Source organism: Actinoplanes sp. NPDC020271, assembly GCF_044388125.1.
Lineage (GTDB): Bacteria > Actinomycetota > Actinomycetes > Mycobacteriales > Micromonosporaceae > Actinoplanes.
In genome coordinates this window covers 43,881-59,680 of record NZ_JBIRWQ010000023.1, presented here as the reverse complement: position 1 = coordinate 59,680, position 15,800 = coordinate 43,881, and the positions used below count along the sequence as shown (strand labels likewise).

Sequence of the window (15,800 nt, the reverse complement as noted above, 5' to 3'; positions counted from 1 at the left end):
GAGCCCACTGAGCGTGAAGAGGCTATCGCCGGGCGTGCTGATACGGGGTGGCGGATAAACGACAGCGCTTCCCGTAGGCAGCGCCCGGCACGTCGCCGCGGCCGACGATGCTGACGTCGCCGGGGACATCGCGACCCGCCTCGTGCAGGGCGCGGCGGACGATGCTGACGTCGCCGGGGACGCCGCGACCCGCCTCGTGCAGGGCGCGGCGGACGATGCTGACGTCGCCGGGGACATCGCGACCCGCCTCGTGCAGGGCGCGGCGGACCGCCAGGGCCTTGTCGTCGTTGCCGCGCAGAATGGCCGTGACCTGCTGATCGGCAGCCACGGCCCGCCCGGAGCCGTCCGCGGACCCGGGATCCCACCCGGCCGGGATCACCTCGGGGATCGCGGCGTCAGGGCCGCGCGCTTCACCGGGAACCACCGGCCCCGGGTGGAGGGAACAGCCAGTCGAGCGAAGCAAGCGACTTCTCGGCGTAGCGAGGGCGGCCGGCCTCGATCCCATATGCCAAGTCCTCCAGGAGGCTGCACCGGGCGTAGAAGACGGCCCGGTCGTGCAACTCGGGCGGCGGGGCCGCGAGCGGGCCGAGGTCGCGGAACAGCAGCCCGAAGTCGTAGGCCGGGTCGGTCAGCGCGGCGTCGGTCCAGTCGATGATGCCGGTGACCTGCGAGGATCGCGGGTCGACGAGGACGTGCTCGATGCCCAGGTCGTTGTGCGAGAACACCAGGCCCGCCGGGCCCGGCGGGGGTGCGTCGGCCAGGAACGCCTCGACGGGTCGCCGGAACCGGGCCGGAACGTGGTCGGCGATCAGGGAGTAGGTCTCGGCGGCGTCGTCGCGCCACTCCGGCAGCGGCTGGTCGTCGGTCTCGACCAGGTGCCGCACCTGATCGACCGGCACGGCGTGCAACGTGCGCAGGAAGTCGGCGAGCGTCGCGACGATCCGCTCCGGGTCGCCGCACGCGGGCGCGTCCAGGAGCGGGACGCCGGGAAGCTTGCGATAGGCGAAACAATTCTGCCCGGCCTCGTCGGGACCGAACAACGGCTCGGGGATCGGCAGGGGCGAGACCGGCCGCAGCGCGGTCAGCAGGCCGACCTCACGGAGCGTCCGCTCCCGATCAGAGGACCGGCTGAATCGTACGAGCAAATCGTTGTTGATCTCGAAGGCGACGTTGTCGAGCCCCTCGCCCAGCACGGACACGGACTCGACCGTGAAGCCGGGAAGGGCTGTGGCCATGGCGAGGCGGACGTCGGGCATCGCGGATCACGCCTCCCGGGACCGGGCGTGGAGATCGGCGGCGGACTGGGCGTTCAGCTCGACGACCACCTGTGCGCCGTCGGGCGCCTCGGCGGGGTCGATCAGCCACTGGAACATCAGGCCCGAGAGGAGGGCGAGCGGCACCGAGCCGCCCAGCCCCTCGCGGCCCTGGCGCTGTGCCTCGGCCAGCCGCTCGCGCAGCTCGGGCGAGTGCTCGGCCTGCACCGCGGCCTCCAGCTGGGCGATCCAGAGGGGGCGATGCGTGCCGAACGTGTCGATCAGCGCCTGCCAGCGCTGCTCCGGCGTGCCGTCGCGGACGCGCTCGCTGACCGCCTGCGACAACTCCTCGACCGCCTCGACCAGGGCATGGATGAGCAGGGACTCGCGGGAGCCGAAGTGATAGCCGATGGCGGCATGGTTCACCCCGGCGGCCGTCGCGATGTCGCGCACCGTCGTGCGAGCCCAGCCGCGCTCGGTCAGGCACTGCTTCGCGCCCCGGATGAGGGCCTCCCGGTTTCCCACGCCGCGAATCGTACCTCATCGCTTAACCGCGTGGTTCATCCGGACGCCTTATCCAATTGGTTTGACCGGATGGATAAATCGGGGCTAGGGTCGATGGCATGAACAGCGCACTGATCTCCGGCGCCGGTGTCGCCGGTTCCGCCCTGGCCTGGTTCCTGCGACGGGACGGCTGGGAAGTGACGATCGTCGAGCGGGCGCCAGGCCCGCGCGACAGTGGTTATGCGGTGGACTTCCGCGGCGCCGCGATCCCGGTGCTGGCCGAGATCGGCATCCTCGACGAGCTGCGCGGCCACGAGCTGCACATGCGCGGCACGACTCTGGTGGACGCGTCCGGCGCGACGATCGGCGAGCTCCCGGCCTCCGCGTTCGGGGGCGACCTCGAGGTGCCGAAAGGCGCGCTGACCCGGGTCCTGCACCGGGTCGCCGACGTCGAGCACCTGTTCGGCGACACGGTCACCGGGCTGGTGCAGCACGACGACCGGGTCACGGTGAGCTTCGAGCGCGCGCCGGCGCGGGACTTCGAGCTGGTCTTCGGGGCCGACGGGGTGCACTCGGCGGTGCGGCGGCTCGTGTTCCCCGGGGCCGACCCGGTCCAGCACCTGGGGATGTCCGGCGTCGGCTTCACCACTGGCAACCACTTCGGGCTCGACCGTCGCGGGCGGCTGCAGGCCGGGGCCGGCCGGGCGATCTATGCGTTCTCGGCCGGCGATCCCGCACGGATGACGGTGAGCCTGTCGTTCGCGACCGCCGCGCCGCTGCCCGACCGAGCGGCGCACGAGGCGACCGCGCGGGACGTCTTCGCCGATCATCCGCGGCTGCTGGCCGACATGGCCTCCGCGCCGGACCTCTACTGGGCCGGGACCTCCCAGGTGCATCTGGACTCGTGGAGCACCGGGCGGGTCGCGCTGCTCGGCGACGCGGGGTTCTGCGCGGCGCCGACCAGCGGCATGGGCACCTCGCAGGCCCTGATCGCCGCGTCCACGCTGGCCCGCTGCCTCGCTCGGCGCGGCGACGATCACACGTCGGCCTTCGAACGGTACGAGGCGGAGCTGCGCCCCTGCGTCACGGAGAACCAGAGGCTCGGCCGGGAGGCGGTCGCCGCCTTCGGCGGACTCACCGAGCAGGTGTGAGGCAGCAGGTGTGAGGCAGGTCGTCGAAGGCGCGGCGGAGCTGCTGTTAGCGTCCGGGATTGATCCGCGACCGGGGGAGGGGCACGTGGCGGAGTCGGTTGTGCTGAGTCCGGAGGACCATCGATGGCGGGACCGGTGGGTGCCGGTCGAGCGCCGGTTCCTCGGCCTGGACCGGCGCACTCTGGCGCCGGCCGGGGTGGTCGCGCTGCTGGTGGCGCTCGCGCTGTGGATCGTGCCGGGCCTCGACGACGCGGTGCCGGTCGACGACCCGATCCGTGCCGGTGACGTGATCCAGGTCGGGCCGGAGGTCGAGTTCGTCCCGGCAACCGGGGCGAACCTGGTGGACGGCCTGCGCCGGGGCGCGGCCGGAGCGGGGGAGAGCTATCCGGATCACGTCGTGCTGACCTACGGGGGGATCACCTTCCGGGTCGTGGCGGACACCTACGACGGGACGCCGGCCCAGCTGCTGGCCCAGATCAAGAAGAACAACGAGGGCCTCCGGGGCGACGGGGGCTTCCGTGTGACCGGTGACCCGGTCACGCTGACCACCAGCTCGGGCGAGCGCGGCGTGATCGCGCACTTCGACGGCACCGAGGCGAAAGGCCGGGTCGCCGCGTTCGTCTTCGGACAGACCGGGGTGGAGATCATCGCGATCGGGCCGGAGAGTGTGGACGAGAGCACCACGCCCGCGGTCACCGACATGATCCGTTCGGTCCGGGCGGTGACGGCATGACGGCGCCCCTGGCCGCTCGCGAGGCCGCCATCGAACGCACCGGGTGGGGCAACCGGTTCCATCCCTGGCAGCCACGCAACGCCTGCTTCTGGGTCTACGTGGCCGTCGTCGGCTACGGGTTGTGGTACGCGTTCGGGCTGGTCGACTCGCAGGTCCGGGTCTACGGGCCGGCGCTGGCCGCGGCAAGCGTGATCTTCGCGGTCTACGGCCTGCTCTTCTGGTGGTTCACCGCCCGCATCGACCGGTACTCCCGGCAGCCGGTGGGGCTCGGCGTGGCCGCGTTCGTCTGGGGCGCGTTCGGGGCGACGTGGACGATCGCCATCAACGGCAACACCAGCCTGATGAACCTTTACCAGAAGCTGCTCGGGCAGGACTTCGCCCTCGACTGGGGCGCAGGGCTGACCGCGCCGTTCTTCGAGGAGTTCGGCAAGGGCGCCGGGGTGCTGCTTCTGCTCTACCTGGCGCCGCGCGTCGTGCGGACCGCCTACGACGGGTTCATCCTCGGCGCGTTCTGCGGGCTCGGCTTCGAGATCCTCGAGGACATCCTGTACGCGTTGCAGTCCGCGCCCGACGAGTTCGGCTCGCACCAGCTGCGGACCAGCCTCAGCACGGTGCTGTTGCGGCTGCTCACCGGGTTTTCGTCGCACATCCTGTACTCGGCGGTATTCGGGGCCGGCCTGATCTACCTGCTCGGCACGCCGGGGCAGCGGCGGCGCCCGGCCCGTGGACTGCTGCTGATGCTGCTGGCCATGCTGCTGCACTTCCTGTGGGACTCGACGAGTGCCCTCTCCCGGGGCGACGACACCGTCCTGCTCGGGCTGCTCGCCGGGATCACGCTGCTGGCGTTCGCGATCGTCGTCGTGGTCTTCCAGATCACGGTCCGGCCCGAGCGGGCGGCAATGCGAGCGGTGATGTCGCCCGAGGTGGACTCCGGGGTGCTCAGCCCCGGCGAGCTGGCTGCGTTGTCCGGTGGGTGGGCGCAGCGGTGGCGCTACCGCAGGGATGGTGGCCGGGCCGACCGGCGGCGGCGCCGGCATCGGCTGGAAGCGGCCCACGACCTGGCCGACCAGTTGGCGGCCTCCGGTGGGTCCGAGACCGATCGGGTGCGGTTCACCCGGGCCGAACTCGCCCGGCTCGCCGCGGGGTGACCAGGGTGTCAGGCGCCGAAGCGGCGGTGGCGGGCGGCGTAGGAGCGGAGGGCGCGCAGGAAGTCGACCTTGCGGAAGCCGGGCCAGTAGACGTCGCAGAAGTGCAGCTCCGAGTAGGCGGCCTGCCACAGCAGGAAACCGGACAGGCGCTGCTCGCCACTGGTGCGGATGACCAGGTCGGGGTCGGGCTGACCCCGGGTGTAGAGGTGCTCGGCGATCAGGTCGGCGGTCAGCCGCTGGGCGATGTCGCCGACCGTGTGGCCGGCCGCCGTCTCGGACTCCAGCAGCGAACGGACCGCGTTCACGATCTCGTCACGGCCGTCGTAGCCGATCGCGATCGTGACGTGGAACCCGGCGCCGGAATCGCGGGTCGCCTCCTCGGCCAGCTTCAACGCGTGCCGGGTCGAGTCCGGGAGCACGTCGAGGCGACCGGCGACATGCACCTGCCAGCGCCCGTCCGGACGGCTCAGGCGGGCGGCGACCACCTCCTCGATCATCCGCATCAGGTTGCCGACCTCGACGGCGTCACGCTTGGTCATGTTGTCGACCGAGGCGACGAAGACCGTCACGTGCGGGATCCCGATCTCCAGACACCAGCTCAGCACCTCGTCAAGGTGCTCCGCGCCGTAGCGGTGACCGATCCGCGGGTCGTCGAAACCCCGCTGCCGCGCCCACCGGCGATTACCGTCCATCACCATCGCTACGTGGCGTGGCAGCGTCGCGCCGGCGAGCCGGGTACGGAGCCGGCGGGCATAAAGGGCGTAGGCGGCGGCTCTGACAGTCCTCATCATGGCCGGATCCCATCATCGGGAACGCGGTGCGACGCCCGGGTGCACGGAATCTCCACGAAGGCGGCACAGGAGATTCACACGGCAACCGCTGATCGTCCTCTGACCCGGACGGCGGGGGCCCGGTGCTGAGATCGGTGACTCAGAGCGTGCCCCGGCGGGCGGTCCACATGGCACGAGTCATCTCGTACTCCACCTCGCCGGCCTCGGCGCCCGGCAGCGGGTCGTCCCAGAGGGGGTGGAAAGTCCGGACATAACGCATGCCGATGCTCTCCATGACGCCGCGCGAACCGGTGTTGACCGCCATGGTCTGCGCGAACACCCGGCTCTGCCCCACCGTCTCGAACGCGTGCCGCAACAGCGCCCGGGATGCCTCGGTGGCCAGGCCCTGCCGCCAGTAACGCCGGGCCAGGCGGTAGCCGAGCTCGGCGACGGTCGGGTCGTCCGGCTGGTCGTCGCCGTGCGCCGGGGGCAGCATCATCAGGCCGACGAACTCGGCGCCGGCCTCGGTCTCCGGGGCGGACGACCCGCGGCGGCCGCCGTCGGTGCCGAACGCCATCCAGTAGCCGAGGCCGTCGACCTTGCCGCCGAGCGCCATCCGCTCGGCGTGAGAGCCGACGACCTCGTCGCGGGTGCGAGCCCGGCCCCAGAGATGGCGGAGCACCTCCGGGTCGGCGTCCAGCTCCACCTCCAGGTCGAAGTGGTGGTCCTGGAGGGGGACCAGGAGCAGGCGTTCGGTGCGCAACGTCGGTTGACCCATCCGGTCACCCAAACACACGATCGCCCCGGGAGCGATCACATTTGCCGCCGCGAGGGCCGACCGGAGCGATCACATTCGCTGCCGTGACGGCCGACCGGGAGGGATCACATTTGCTGCCGTGAGGTCTTGCGGGTTCGGGGCAATCGTGGGCGCCGGGCGGGAGCAGTGAGGAAGTGGGCGCGGCGCGAGGAGGGCGCGGCGGCTGGAGGTGAGGAAGCCGGGTGTAGGGCGACGGGGACTCGTGGGCCGGGGAGAGCGTCGATGCGGTGGGAGGACGACACAGTGGGATGAGGCGAGGGGTGGGCGCGGCGCTATGAGGACGGGGTGGGAGGGGTGAGGGGGTGGGCGCGGGGCTAGGAGGGCGCGGTGGGGGCGGTTAGGCTGTCGGCATGGAACAGGACACCAGTTCGAAGCTGAGCGTCGAGGACATCCACGCGCGGATGGGGCTGGCGGTCACCGACGAGGGCAAGGCGCGGGCCCGGCAGCGGCGGCGGCGGGCCGAGCGGGCCCGGGACGCCGACGGGCGCGCGGCGTTCCTCGCCGGGCTGCGGTCGCGACCCGCGTGACGCAGGGGCGCGACGCGAAGCTGGTCCTCGACACGTCGGCGATCACCGCGTGGCTGCGCGGTTCGGTCGCGGTCGGGGAGACCCTGGCCGAGGTGAACGACGAGGGCGGCGCGGTGATCATCCCGCTGTGGTGCCTGGTCGAGGCCGGCCACGACACCGCGATGATCGAGCGCGAGCGGCTGGACCTGCTGATCGCGCACCCGGCGACGTTGCTGATCACCGACGACGCCGACGACTGGGACGCGCTGGTGGCGTTGCGGTCGCTGACCGGGCGGCCGGACTGTGCCTCGGCGGCGATGCTGGCCCTGGACCTCGGGGTGGACGTGATGACGGCCGACGCCCGGTGGTACAAGGGTGTGGCCGACGGGCGCATCGTCCTGCAGATCGAGGAGTAGGACGGCGTTCGGCCCAGCGGCGCGCGAGGCGCGGCTCCGGCGCAGGCGACCCGTCCGGTGGATGGACCGGACGGGTCGGGCTGATCGGCTGGGTCCCGGCGGACTCGACGGGTCAGGCGGGCCCGGGTGGGTGGAACGGGTCAGGCGGGCCGGCGGGTGGAACGGGTCAGGACGGCCAGGCGACGCTCAGGTAGTGGGTTTCCTGGAACTCGCGGAGGCCGTCGCGGGCGCCCTCGCGGCCCAGCCCGCTCTGTTTGACGCCGCCGAACGGGGCGGACGGGTCCGAGACCAGGCCGCGGTTCACGCCGACCATGCCGGCCTCGATCGACTCGCCGAGGCGGATCGCACGGGCCAGATCACCCGAGAAGACGTACGCGGCCAGGCCGTATTCGGTGGCGTTGACCTGGGCCAGCATGGTGTCCTCGTCGGTCCAGGAGACGATCGGCGCGACCGGGCCGAAGATCTCGTCCTGCAGGATCGCGGCGTCCGGGGCCACGTCGGCCAGCACCGTCGGCGGGTAGAAGTGGCCGGGCAGCGACGGCGCCTGCGCCTGGTGGGCGATGCGGGCGCCGGCCGCGACCGCCTCGTCGACGGCCCGGGTCACTCGGCGCAGCGCCGGGGCGCTGATCAGCGGGCCGATGTCGGCACCGTCGGTGGCGGCACCGACGGAAAGTTTCTCCACCGCGGCGCCGAAGCGGGCGACGAAGTCCTCCGTCACCGCGGCGTGGACGTAGAACCGGTTCGCCGCGGTGCAGGCCTGACCACCGTTGCGGAACTTGGCGATCATCGCGCCGGCGACCGCGGCGTCCAGGTCGGCGTCGTCGGTGACGATGAACGGCGCGTTGCCGCCCAGCTCCATCGACGAGTTCACCACCCGGTCGGCGGCGTGCCGCAGCAGGACCCGGCCGACCGCGGTCGAGCCGGTGAAAGAGATCTTCCGTACGCGCTGGTCGTCGAGCCAGGCGCCGACGACTGCGGAGGCGTCCGTCGTGGTGACGACGGTGACGACATTCTCCGGCAGGCCGGCCTCGGTGAGCAGGCGGGTGATCGCCAGCGCGGTCAGCGGGGTCTCGGCGGCCGGTTTCACCACGACGGTGCAGCCGGCGGCCAGGGCCGGGCCGATCTTGCGGGTGATCATCGCGGCCGGGAAGTTCCACGGCGTGATCAGCGCGGCCACGCCGACCGGGCGGTGCGAGACGAGGGTGCGGGCGCCACCGGCCGGTGCCTCGCCGTATTCGCCGCCGGGACGGACGGCTTCCTCGGCGAACCAGCGGAAGAACTCTGCCGCGTAGGTCACCTCCGAGACCGCGTCCGCGAGGGACTTTCCGTTCTCCTGGGCGATCAGAGCGGAAAGTGGCGTCCGGTCGCGGAGCATCAGCTCGAACGCGCGGTGCAGGATCTCCGAGCGGCGGCGCGGGACGGTGCGGGACCACGCCGGGAACGCCTGGTGCGCGGCGTCCACCGCGGCCCGGGCCGCGGCGACGTCCTGGTCCGGCACCTCGCCGACCGGGGTCAGCGACGCGGGGTCGACCACCACGATGGTGCTCATCGAATCCCCTGAGTGGAAGCCGTGTCCGCGGGCGCGAAGCGGTGGCCGGCGTTGCTGGGAGAAGCGGCGGCGGGGACGTCGCCCGCGTCGTCCAGAAGGTCGGAGACGGTCAGGGGCGGCAGGAGACGAAGGGCATCGGGCAGCTCGGTGTCCAGTCGGCGTTTCTGTTCGAGGCTCACGCCGAGGAGTGTGTTCACCTGCGACTATGCTCGTCCAGTTCCTGTTGGGCTGAACTGGCATGCCGGGGAGGCATACGTGGAGTTGCGGCTCCTGCGGTACTTCGTCGCTGTCGCGGAAACCGGCACGGTCAGCGCCGCCGCGGCCGCGCTGCACCTGACCCAGCCGTCGCTGTCCCGTCAGATCCGGCAGTTCGAGCGGTCCCTCGGCGTGGCGCTCTTCGACCGCACCGGCGGCCGGCTGGAACTTTCGACCGTCGGGCGGTCGCTGCTGCCATCGGCCCGGGACGTGCTCGGCCGCGTCGACGCGCTGCGGGTGGCGGCGATGGTGGCCGCGTCCGGCCGGCTGGAGCGGCTGACGATCGGGGCACCGACGGTGACGCTGACCGACGTGGTGTCGCCGTTCATCGCCACTCTCGCGCCGGAGGACCCGACCGCCGACGTGCTCGGCGCCGACGGGCGGTCACCGGTGGAGACGTTGCGGCTCGGGGCCGACCTGGCGATCGGAACCGTCCGGGCGCCTGATCCGTTCCGGTCACAGGCCCTCGCCGTGCTGCCGGTCTGGGCCTACCTGAACGCCGAGCACCCGTGGGCCGGGCGGGGGTCGGTGCCGCTGGCCGAACTCCTGACCGAGACTCTGATCGTGCAGCCGGTGGCGTTCACCGCGCGGCAGTCCCTGGAGGCGGCGGTGACGGCGGCGGGGGCGACGTACTCGTCGGCGATCGAGGCGGCCAACGGGACGGTCGCCCAGGCTCTGGCCGCCGCGGGCCGGGGGATCGCGGTCGCGTCCGACGACCCGCGGTTCGGCCTGGTGCCGCTGGGTGTCGACGTGGGTGGGCGCCGGCTCAGCATCCGCCTCGTGGCGGTCTGGGACTCCGGGCACGCCGCCGCGCCGACCCTGGAAAGCTTCGCCGAGCGGTTGGGTGCTTTCGTCCGGGACCGCTATCAGGCCCCGGCCGACTGATCTACGACGGCCTTCTCAGCCGGCGAGCGCGGAGATCAGGTCGGCCGGTGGGGTGCTCGACGGGCGGTCGCTGACCTGGCCGTCGCCGATCTCGACGAGGCGCCAGCGGCCGTCGGAGTGCCGGGCCAGGTCGGCGGTGATGAACGGCAGGCCCAGCGACGTGATCACCGGCGTCAGGAAACCCGGGTCGAGGCCGGCCGGCGGCAGGTCGGCGGGCGTGTCGGGGTGCGCGGTGATCAGGCGGCACTCGCCGCCGATCCACCAGGTGCGCGCCTCGGCGCCGGTGAGCGGCTCGAACCGGCGCAGCACGAACCCGCCGGTGAACTCGTCGTCGCGCAGTTCGCGGAAGCGGCTCGCGACCTTCCAGGCCGCGTCGGGATCGGACACCGAGGGGATGTACGCCGCCTCGTGCCAGTAGTGCTTCATCGACTTCGTGTAGTCGCGCAGCACCGCCGGGCCGTCGCCGAGCGAGGCGCACGCCGCCGCGAAGTCCGCCGCCGAGTCCCCGGCGGTCCAGACCGTCGGTGGGGTGTGCGGGACCGCGGCCGCATACCACCCCGGCAGCTCGTGGGCCTGGCGGTAGGCGCCGGCGCCGGTGCGCAGCGTGACGTCGCGCCCGGCGAGGGCGGCGGCCAGCGCCGCGTACTGCGAAGCGCGCAGCATCCACCCGCGGTAGACGGCGTCGGAGCCGGCCGGCACCCGGGCGACGGCTGCCTCCGCCGAACCGCCGCCGGTCAGCGCGTCGTGATCGATCACCGCGACGCCGGCACCCACCGCACGGGCGGCCTCGGCCTCGGCGGCGAAGTGCTCGTCGGGCCGTCGCGGCCGCAGCACGTCCCCGGGAACCAGCAGCAACATGCCGAGAATGCTAGGCGGCACCGGCCGATCGCGGCGCAACCAGGCGCCGGCCCGATCCCGGCCGAGGTCCGCCGCGGTCGAGCGGCGGCCTGACAGCGACCGAGGTCCGCCGCGGTCGGCCGGCCGGGGACCGTCTACGGCCCGGCGACCACCCGGTTGCGCCCGGCCCGTTTCGCCTCGTACAGCGCCTCGTCGGCCAGTTTCGTCAACTGCTCCGGCGACGCCGCCCCGGCCGGGTTCGCCGAGGTCACCCCGATGCTCACGGTCACGATCCCGTCGTCGGCGAGTTCGTGCGGCTCCCGCAGGCGGGACACTGCCCGGCACGCCCGTTCGGCCACCATCATGGCGTTCTCCTCGTTGGCGCCGGGCATGACGATGCAGAACTCCTCACCGCCGTACCGCGCGACGAGGTCGGTGACCCGGACGCTGTCGCGCAGCGCCTCGGCGACCAGTCGCAGGCAGTTGTCGCCGCCCTGGTGACCGTAGTGGTCGTTGTACTTCTTGAACTGGTCGATGTCGACCATGGCGACACCGATCGGCTCCCGCGAGCGCATCGACCGCAGCCACTCGGCGTCGAGGAACGTGGTGAGTTTGCGCCGGTTCGGCAGCCCGGTCAGCGGGTCGGTGACGGTGAGCAGTTCGAGGCGCCGGTTCGCCTCGGCCAGGGCCTCGGTGCGTTCGGCCACCTTGCGCTCCAGCGACGCGTACACCTGCGCGTTCTCGAGGGAGACGGTGAGCTGCCCGGCGATGAGCTGGACGGCGTCGAGGCGCCCGGCCGAGAACGCGCGCCGGTTGAGCCGGTTCTCCAGCACCAGCATCGCCCGCGGCCGGCCCTGGCTGATCACCGGCACGACCAGCAGCGAGCAGTGGTCGAGCCCGGCCAGGTACGGGTCCCGCGACACCCGCGCGTCCAGGGTCACGTCGTCGACGAGCAGCGGTTCGCGGGTGCGTTCGGCGTACCGGACGGCGGTCAGCGGCACCCCGTCCTCGCCGTCGAAGACCCACCCGTCGACGGCCGGGTCCCAGAGCACCACCTGCACGTCGGTCGCCCCGGTCATCGCCTTGAGCACGTGCTGCACCCGCAGCCGCAGGCTCGGCAGGTCGGTCTCGGAGCTGAGCACCCGGGCCGCTTCGAGGACCGCCATCAGGTCGATCACCTCGGTGGACAGGTTGACGCTGTGCCGGCTGTCGAGGGTCGCGGCCCGGGGCGTGGCGGCACCGGCCAGTCCGGAGCCGAGCGACGGGTAGGCGCGTTTGAGCTCGTGCACCTTGCCGGTCGCGCCCCACCGGGCGTAGCCCTGGAGGGCTTCGGCGAGGAGCCGGTCGCCGACGTGTTCCAGGCCGCCGGCCAGGTAGAACAGCGCGGCCCGTTCGGCGATCAGCGGTGCGTGCCAGGACCCGCGGGTGACCGACGCGTCCTGCAGCGCGCTGTCGTAGGCGACCGCGGCGGCCCGGAAGTCGCCGAGCACCACGGCGCGGGTCGCCTCGGCGAACCGGTGCAGGTGCCGGAAGTTGCCCGGCTGGTCGAGGGCGCGGGCGGCCAGGAAGTCCCGGCTCTGATCCAGTTCGGTCAGCGCGGCCTCCCGCTCGGCGCCCTCGGAGCGCCGCGCCCGCACCGCCGCGCCGAGCACCGCCAACATGTGCGCCGGCGCGTGGAGGTACGCGCCGGGGATCGTCGGCAGCAGCGCGACCGCGGCTGCACTGTGCCGGTCCAGGGCGTCGTCATCGCCGGAGATCGCCGCCGCAAGAGCCTGGGCCGTCGCGAAGAACGTGCTGGCCGCGTCGTCACCGGCCAGATCCGGCTGCTCGCCGATCGAGTCGTCCTCACCGCGCAGCAGCCGCACCAGGCGCTGAGCGGCGACGAACGTCGAGGTCTCGTACTGCGCGCCGATCCGCTGCCCGAACGCCTCACCGGCCTCGGCCTCGCGGGCGAACGCGTCCAGGTGCGCCGCGCTGCCCAGCGTCTGCGGCACCGACACGAAGTACGTGTAGAACGCGCTGCGCAGGTCACCGCCGCGCAGCAGCCCGTCCCGCGCCTGGTGCGCGAGCCGCACGCCGTTCTCCAGGGGCTCGAACCACGGCACCCCGGCGAGCGCGTGCAGGAACTTGACCTGCGACACCTCCGGCTCGTAGCCGTGCTTCTCGCCGGCCGTGATGATCACCCGCAGCGCGTCGTAGGCGGCCCGGTACTCACCCCCGCTGGCGATGGTGATGATGCCGAGGTTGCCGATCGTGCCGGCCAGCGCCGCGCTGATGCCGTGCCCGGCCCAGATCCGGGCGCCCTGCGCGACCAGCCACGCCATCATCTGCTGGTCGGCGAAGAACGCCGCCGGAATCATCCGGTTGAGCAGATGGGCGACGGCGAGAAGCCGTTCGTCGGCCAGTTCCGGATGATTCTCGTCGTCGCCGTGATGGGCCAGCCAGGCGTAGAAGGCCGCCAATCCGCTGCCGATTTCCGGCCCCATTCTCTCCGGCTCGGGAAGGTCGATCCCGAGCGCGCCGAGAAGGTCGATCCCGAGCGCCAGGGCCTCGGCGAGCAGGTGCCGGTTGGTGAGCGCGCCGACCTGCTCGGCGACCGGTCCGGCGAACCAGATCGGGTCGTGGTCACCCTGGCTCAGCTCGGCGAACTCACGGTCGGCGGCCTCGAACCGGCCCAGGGCGCAGAGCGCCGAGTGCCATTCCGCGCGCGTGTCGTCGTACGCCGCGTCGGTCTTCGACAAAAGGCGGAGCGAGGCCGCGAGATAGAGCTCGGCCCCCGCATGGTTGGCGACGAGCCGCGCGGCATTCGCGGCTCGCCGCATCAGGGCCGTCGCGGTCCGCTCCTCGCCTTCGAGAACGATTTCCGGTACGGCCATGGCCGCGCTCGCCGCGAGATATTGCGGCGCCGCCGCGAGCGCGTGCGCCGGATCCGCCGCGAGGCGCCGCGCCAGCGTGAGGCTGAGCCGGGCCCGCTCGTCCGCGGCGAGACGCCCGAAGGCGGCCTGGTGGACCCGGTCGTGCCGGATCCGCACCACGTCCGGGCCGATCGTGACCAGCCCGTCGTCGGCGGCCGGGCGCAGCGCGGCGAGGATCTCCTCGGCGTCGCGCGCGGACGCCACCCGCAGCTGGTCGAGGTCGACCTCGCCGCCGAGCCCGGCCATCACGTCGAGCATCTCGCGGGCCTCGGCCGGCAGCGCCGCGATCCGCGCGCCGAGCAGGGCGAGGACGTCACCGTGGCCGACGAACCGGCGTACCGTCGCCTCGTCCCACTGCCATCCGGAACCCTCCGGGACCAGGGCGCCCTCCCGGCGCAGCGCGTTGATCAGCTCGACCGTGTCGAACGGGTTGCCGCCGGTCCGCTCGGCCAGCACCGCGGCCAGTGGCGCCGCCTCGGTGACCGGCAGCCGCAGCATCTGCGCGACCAGCTGCGGCAGTTCGTCGCGGCCGAGGTTGGCCAGGCGGATCTCGCGGGCCTCGCCGCGGTCGCGGTGCAGCCGGTCGAGCAGCGCGGTCAGCGGGTGCGTCTCGTCGACCTCCTCCTCGCGGTAGGCGCCGAGCACCAGCAGCCCAGGCAGGTCGGGCTGGTCGAGCACGTCGTCGAGGAACTGGAACGCCGCCCCGGCCGCCCACTGCAGGTCGTCGATGAAGAAGACCACCGGGCTGGTGCCGCTCACGACCGTCCGCAGCAGTGCCTGCACCGCCAGCCGCAGCCGGGCGAACAGCGCCCGCGGATCCTCGGTCAGCGGCTCCTCCCCGGCCTCGCCGAGCAGCGCGCGAAAGGGCGTGTTCATGGTCGCGACCAGGGCGGTGTTGGGCCCGAGGGCCGCGCGCAGCCGGGTGCGCAGCTCCGCCACCACCTCATCGGGTTCGGCGAGCAGCTGAGAACCGAGAAGATCGAAGGCCTGCCGTACGGCGTCGCCGCCCACGTCGCGCCGGAACTGGTCGAACTTCCCGGAGACGAACCGTCCGCCGGCCGCCTCCACGGCCGGCCGCAACCGGTCGACCAGCGACGTCTTGCCGACCCCGGCGGGACCGGTGATCAGGGCGAGGACGCTGTGCCCGGCGGTTGCCTCGCCGAGCAGCCGGTGCAGCGCCGCGAGGGGCTCGTCACGGCCGATCAGGGTGGCCGGCGGGGCCAGCCGCAGCGGGAAGTCACGGCTGCCCAGCGTCGTCAGGCTGCCCAGCCGCAGCAGCGTCAGGTCGTGCGCGAGCCCTTCGGCGCTCTGGTACCGCCGGTCCGGTTCCTTCTCCAGCAGCCGCATGACGATCCGCGACAGCAGGGCCGGGACCTGCGGGTTCACGTCCGCCGGCGGCGTCGGCACGGTGGCCATGTGGTCGTGGACCAGGCTCAGCGGGTCCCGGTCCCGGCCGAACGGCGGCGCCCCGGTGGCCAGTTCGTAGAGGGTCGCGCCGAGCGCGTACAGGTCGGCGCGGTGGTCTACCGGCCGGCCGGTGCGCCCGGTCTGCTCCGGCGCCAGGTAGGGCAGGGTGCCGGCGAGCCCGTCCTCGGGCACCTGCGAGTGGTGATCCTGAACGGTCAGCGCGGCCAGCTCGAAGTCGATCAGCGTGGGCTCGCCGGACTCGGTGACCAGGATGTTCGCCGGGCTGACGTCCCGGTGGATCACCCCGTGCCGGTGCACGGCGGCGAGCACCACGGCCAGCCGGTGCGCGAGGTCCACCAGCCGGTCCGCGGGCCATGGGCCGGGCCGGCCGGCGAGGGTCCGGGCGGGCGCGTCGTGCAGCAGCAGCACCCCGTCGCCGTCCCCGGCCAGCTGCGGTGTGCCCGGCACCCCGGCCAGGCGCCGCAGCGCGGTGAGTTCGTCGCGCAGTCGTTCCGGCGCGCCCGGCCCGAGCGGCTGTTTGCTGACGGTCCAGCTGCCGTCGGCCGCGCGGACCCGGGTCACCCGGGTGCGCTCGCTGTCGTAGAGCAGCTCTTCCAGGCGGTCTGACGTCACGTTCTCAACGATCGGCAGCCG

Annotated in this window: 15 protein-coding genes; 6 read left to right on the top strand and 9 right to left on the bottom strand. The window is 72.9% G+C overall.

Annotation, left to right across the window (positions count from 1 at the left end; genetic code table 11):
* Positions 1-22 precede the first annotated feature (22 nt).
* From ACH442_RS36195 to ACH442_RS36185, 3 genes are read right to left on the bottom strand one after another with little or no spacing between them, the layout of a single operon-like run.
* On the bottom strand, positions 23-424 hold the full coding sequence (locus ACH442_RS36195; protein WP_396342590.1) for a hypothetical protein: 402 nt from the start codon (positions 422-424) through the stop codon (positions 23-25).
* On the bottom strand, positions 411-1,256 hold the full coding sequence (locus ACH442_RS36190) for a phosphotransferase family protein (protein ID WP_396342589.1): 846 nt from the start codon (positions 1,254-1,256) through the stop codon (positions 411-413). The genes ACH442_RS36195 and ACH442_RS36190 overlap by 14 nt, the downstream gene beginning before the upstream one ends.
* A 6-nt stretch (positions 1,257-1,262) precedes the next feature.
* The gene (locus tag ACH442_RS36185) at positions 1,263-1,778 is read right to left on the bottom strand and encodes a TetR/AcrR family transcriptional regulator (RefSeq protein WP_396342588.1); all 516 of its coding nucleotides are present in this window, start codon (positions 1,776-1,778) and stop codon (positions 1,263-1,265) included.
* A 98-nt stretch (positions 1,779-1,876) separates the two neighbouring features.
* On the opposite strand from ACH442_RS36185, the gene ACH442_RS36180 reads away from it, so the two are divergent.
* The 3 genes from ACH442_RS36180 (at position 1,877) to ACH442_RS36170 (ending at position 4,789) form a co-directional block, all read left to right on the top strand.
* Positions 1,877-2,908, top strand: a complete 1,032-nt coding sequence (locus ACH442_RS36180) for an FAD-dependent monooxygenase (protein WP_396342587.1) — start codon at positions 1,877-1,879, stop codon at positions 2,906-2,908.
* A gap of 85 nt (positions 2,909-2,993) precedes the next feature.
* Positions 2,994-3,641 carry a hypothetical protein gene (locus ACH442_RS36175; RefSeq protein ID WP_396342586.1) on the top strand — a complete coding sequence of 216 codons (648 nt, stop codon included), beginning with the start codon at positions 2,994-2,996 and terminating at the stop codon, positions 3,639-3,641.
* Positions 3,638-4,789 (top strand): PrsW family intramembrane metalloprotease, encoded by a 1,152-nt coding sequence (locus ACH442_RS36170; RefSeq protein WP_396342585.1) that lies wholly within the window; start codon positions 3,638-3,640, stop codon positions 4,787-4,789. Before ACH442_RS36175 ends, ACH442_RS36170 begins: the two co-directional genes overlap by 4 nt.
* A gap of 8 nt (positions 4,790-4,797) precedes the next feature.
* Here the strand turns inward: ACH442_RS36170 and uppS are convergent, their stop codons facing one another.
* Positions 4,798-5,577: a polyprenyl diphosphate synthase gene (gene uppS, locus ACH442_RS36165; RefSeq protein WP_396342682.1), complete on the bottom strand. Its 780-nt coding sequence runs from the start codon at positions 5,575-5,577 to the stop codon at positions 4,798-4,800.
* 142 nt (positions 5,578-5,719) lie between these two features.
* A complete protein-coding gene (locus ACH442_RS36160) occupies positions 5,720-6,337 on the bottom strand; it encodes a GNAT family N-acetyltransferase (protein ID WP_396342584.1) in 618 nt (205 codons plus the stop codon).
* Positions 6,338-6,726: 389 nt separating this feature from the next.
* On the opposite strand from ACH442_RS36160, the gene ACH442_RS36155 reads away from it, so the two are divergent.
* Together ACH442_RS36155 and ACH442_RS36150 are read left to right on the top strand one after the other, a co-directional pair.
* On the top strand, positions 6,727-6,903 hold the full coding sequence (locus ACH442_RS36155) for a hypothetical protein (protein ID WP_396342583.1): 177 nt from the start codon (positions 6,727-6,729) through the stop codon (positions 6,901-6,903).
* Positions 6,900-7,298, top strand: a complete 399-nt coding sequence (locus tag ACH442_RS36150; RefSeq protein ID WP_396342582.1) for a hypothetical protein — start codon at positions 6,900-6,902, stop codon at positions 7,296-7,298. The genes ACH442_RS36155 and ACH442_RS36150 overlap by 4 nt, the downstream gene beginning before the upstream one ends.
* 166 nt (positions 7,299-7,464) lie before the next feature.
* On the opposite strand, the gene ACH442_RS36145 is transcribed toward ACH442_RS36150, so the two are convergent.
* Positions 7,465-8,847 (bottom strand): NAD-dependent succinate-semialdehyde dehydrogenase, encoded by a 1,383-nt coding sequence (locus ACH442_RS36145; protein ID WP_396342581.1) that lies wholly within the window; start codon positions 8,845-8,847, stop codon positions 7,465-7,467.
* Entirely contained in the window at positions 8,844-9,026 is a 183-nt protein-coding gene (locus ACH442_RS36140) for a hypothetical protein (protein WP_396342580.1), read from the bottom strand. The genes ACH442_RS36145 and ACH442_RS36140 overlap by 4 nt, the downstream gene beginning before the upstream one ends.
* Positions 9,027-9,102: 76 nt before the next feature.
* Between ACH442_RS36140 and ACH442_RS36135 the strand changes: the two genes are divergently transcribed.
* On the top strand, positions 9,103-9,987 hold the full coding sequence (locus tag ACH442_RS36135; protein ID WP_396342579.1) for a LysR family transcriptional regulator: 885 nt from the start codon (positions 9,103-9,105) through the stop codon (positions 9,985-9,987).
* A 15-nt stretch (positions 9,988-10,002) separates the two neighbouring features.
* Here ACH442_RS36135 and ACH442_RS36130 read toward each other — a convergent pair whose 3' ends face one another.
* Both ACH442_RS36130 and ACH442_RS36125 read right to left on the bottom strand, forming a co-directional pair.
* Positions 10,003-10,845 carry an ATP-grasp domain-containing protein gene (locus tag ACH442_RS36130; protein WP_396342578.1) on the bottom strand — a complete coding sequence of 281 codons (843 nt, stop codon included), beginning with the start codon at positions 10,843-10,845 and terminating at the stop codon, positions 10,003-10,005.
* 134 nt (positions 10,846-10,979) lie between these two features.
* Entirely contained in the window at positions 10,980-15,779 is a 4,800-nt protein-coding gene (locus ACH442_RS36125) for a diguanylate cyclase (protein WP_396342577.1), read from the bottom strand.
* Between the last annotated feature and the right edge of the window lie 21 nt (positions 15,780-15,800).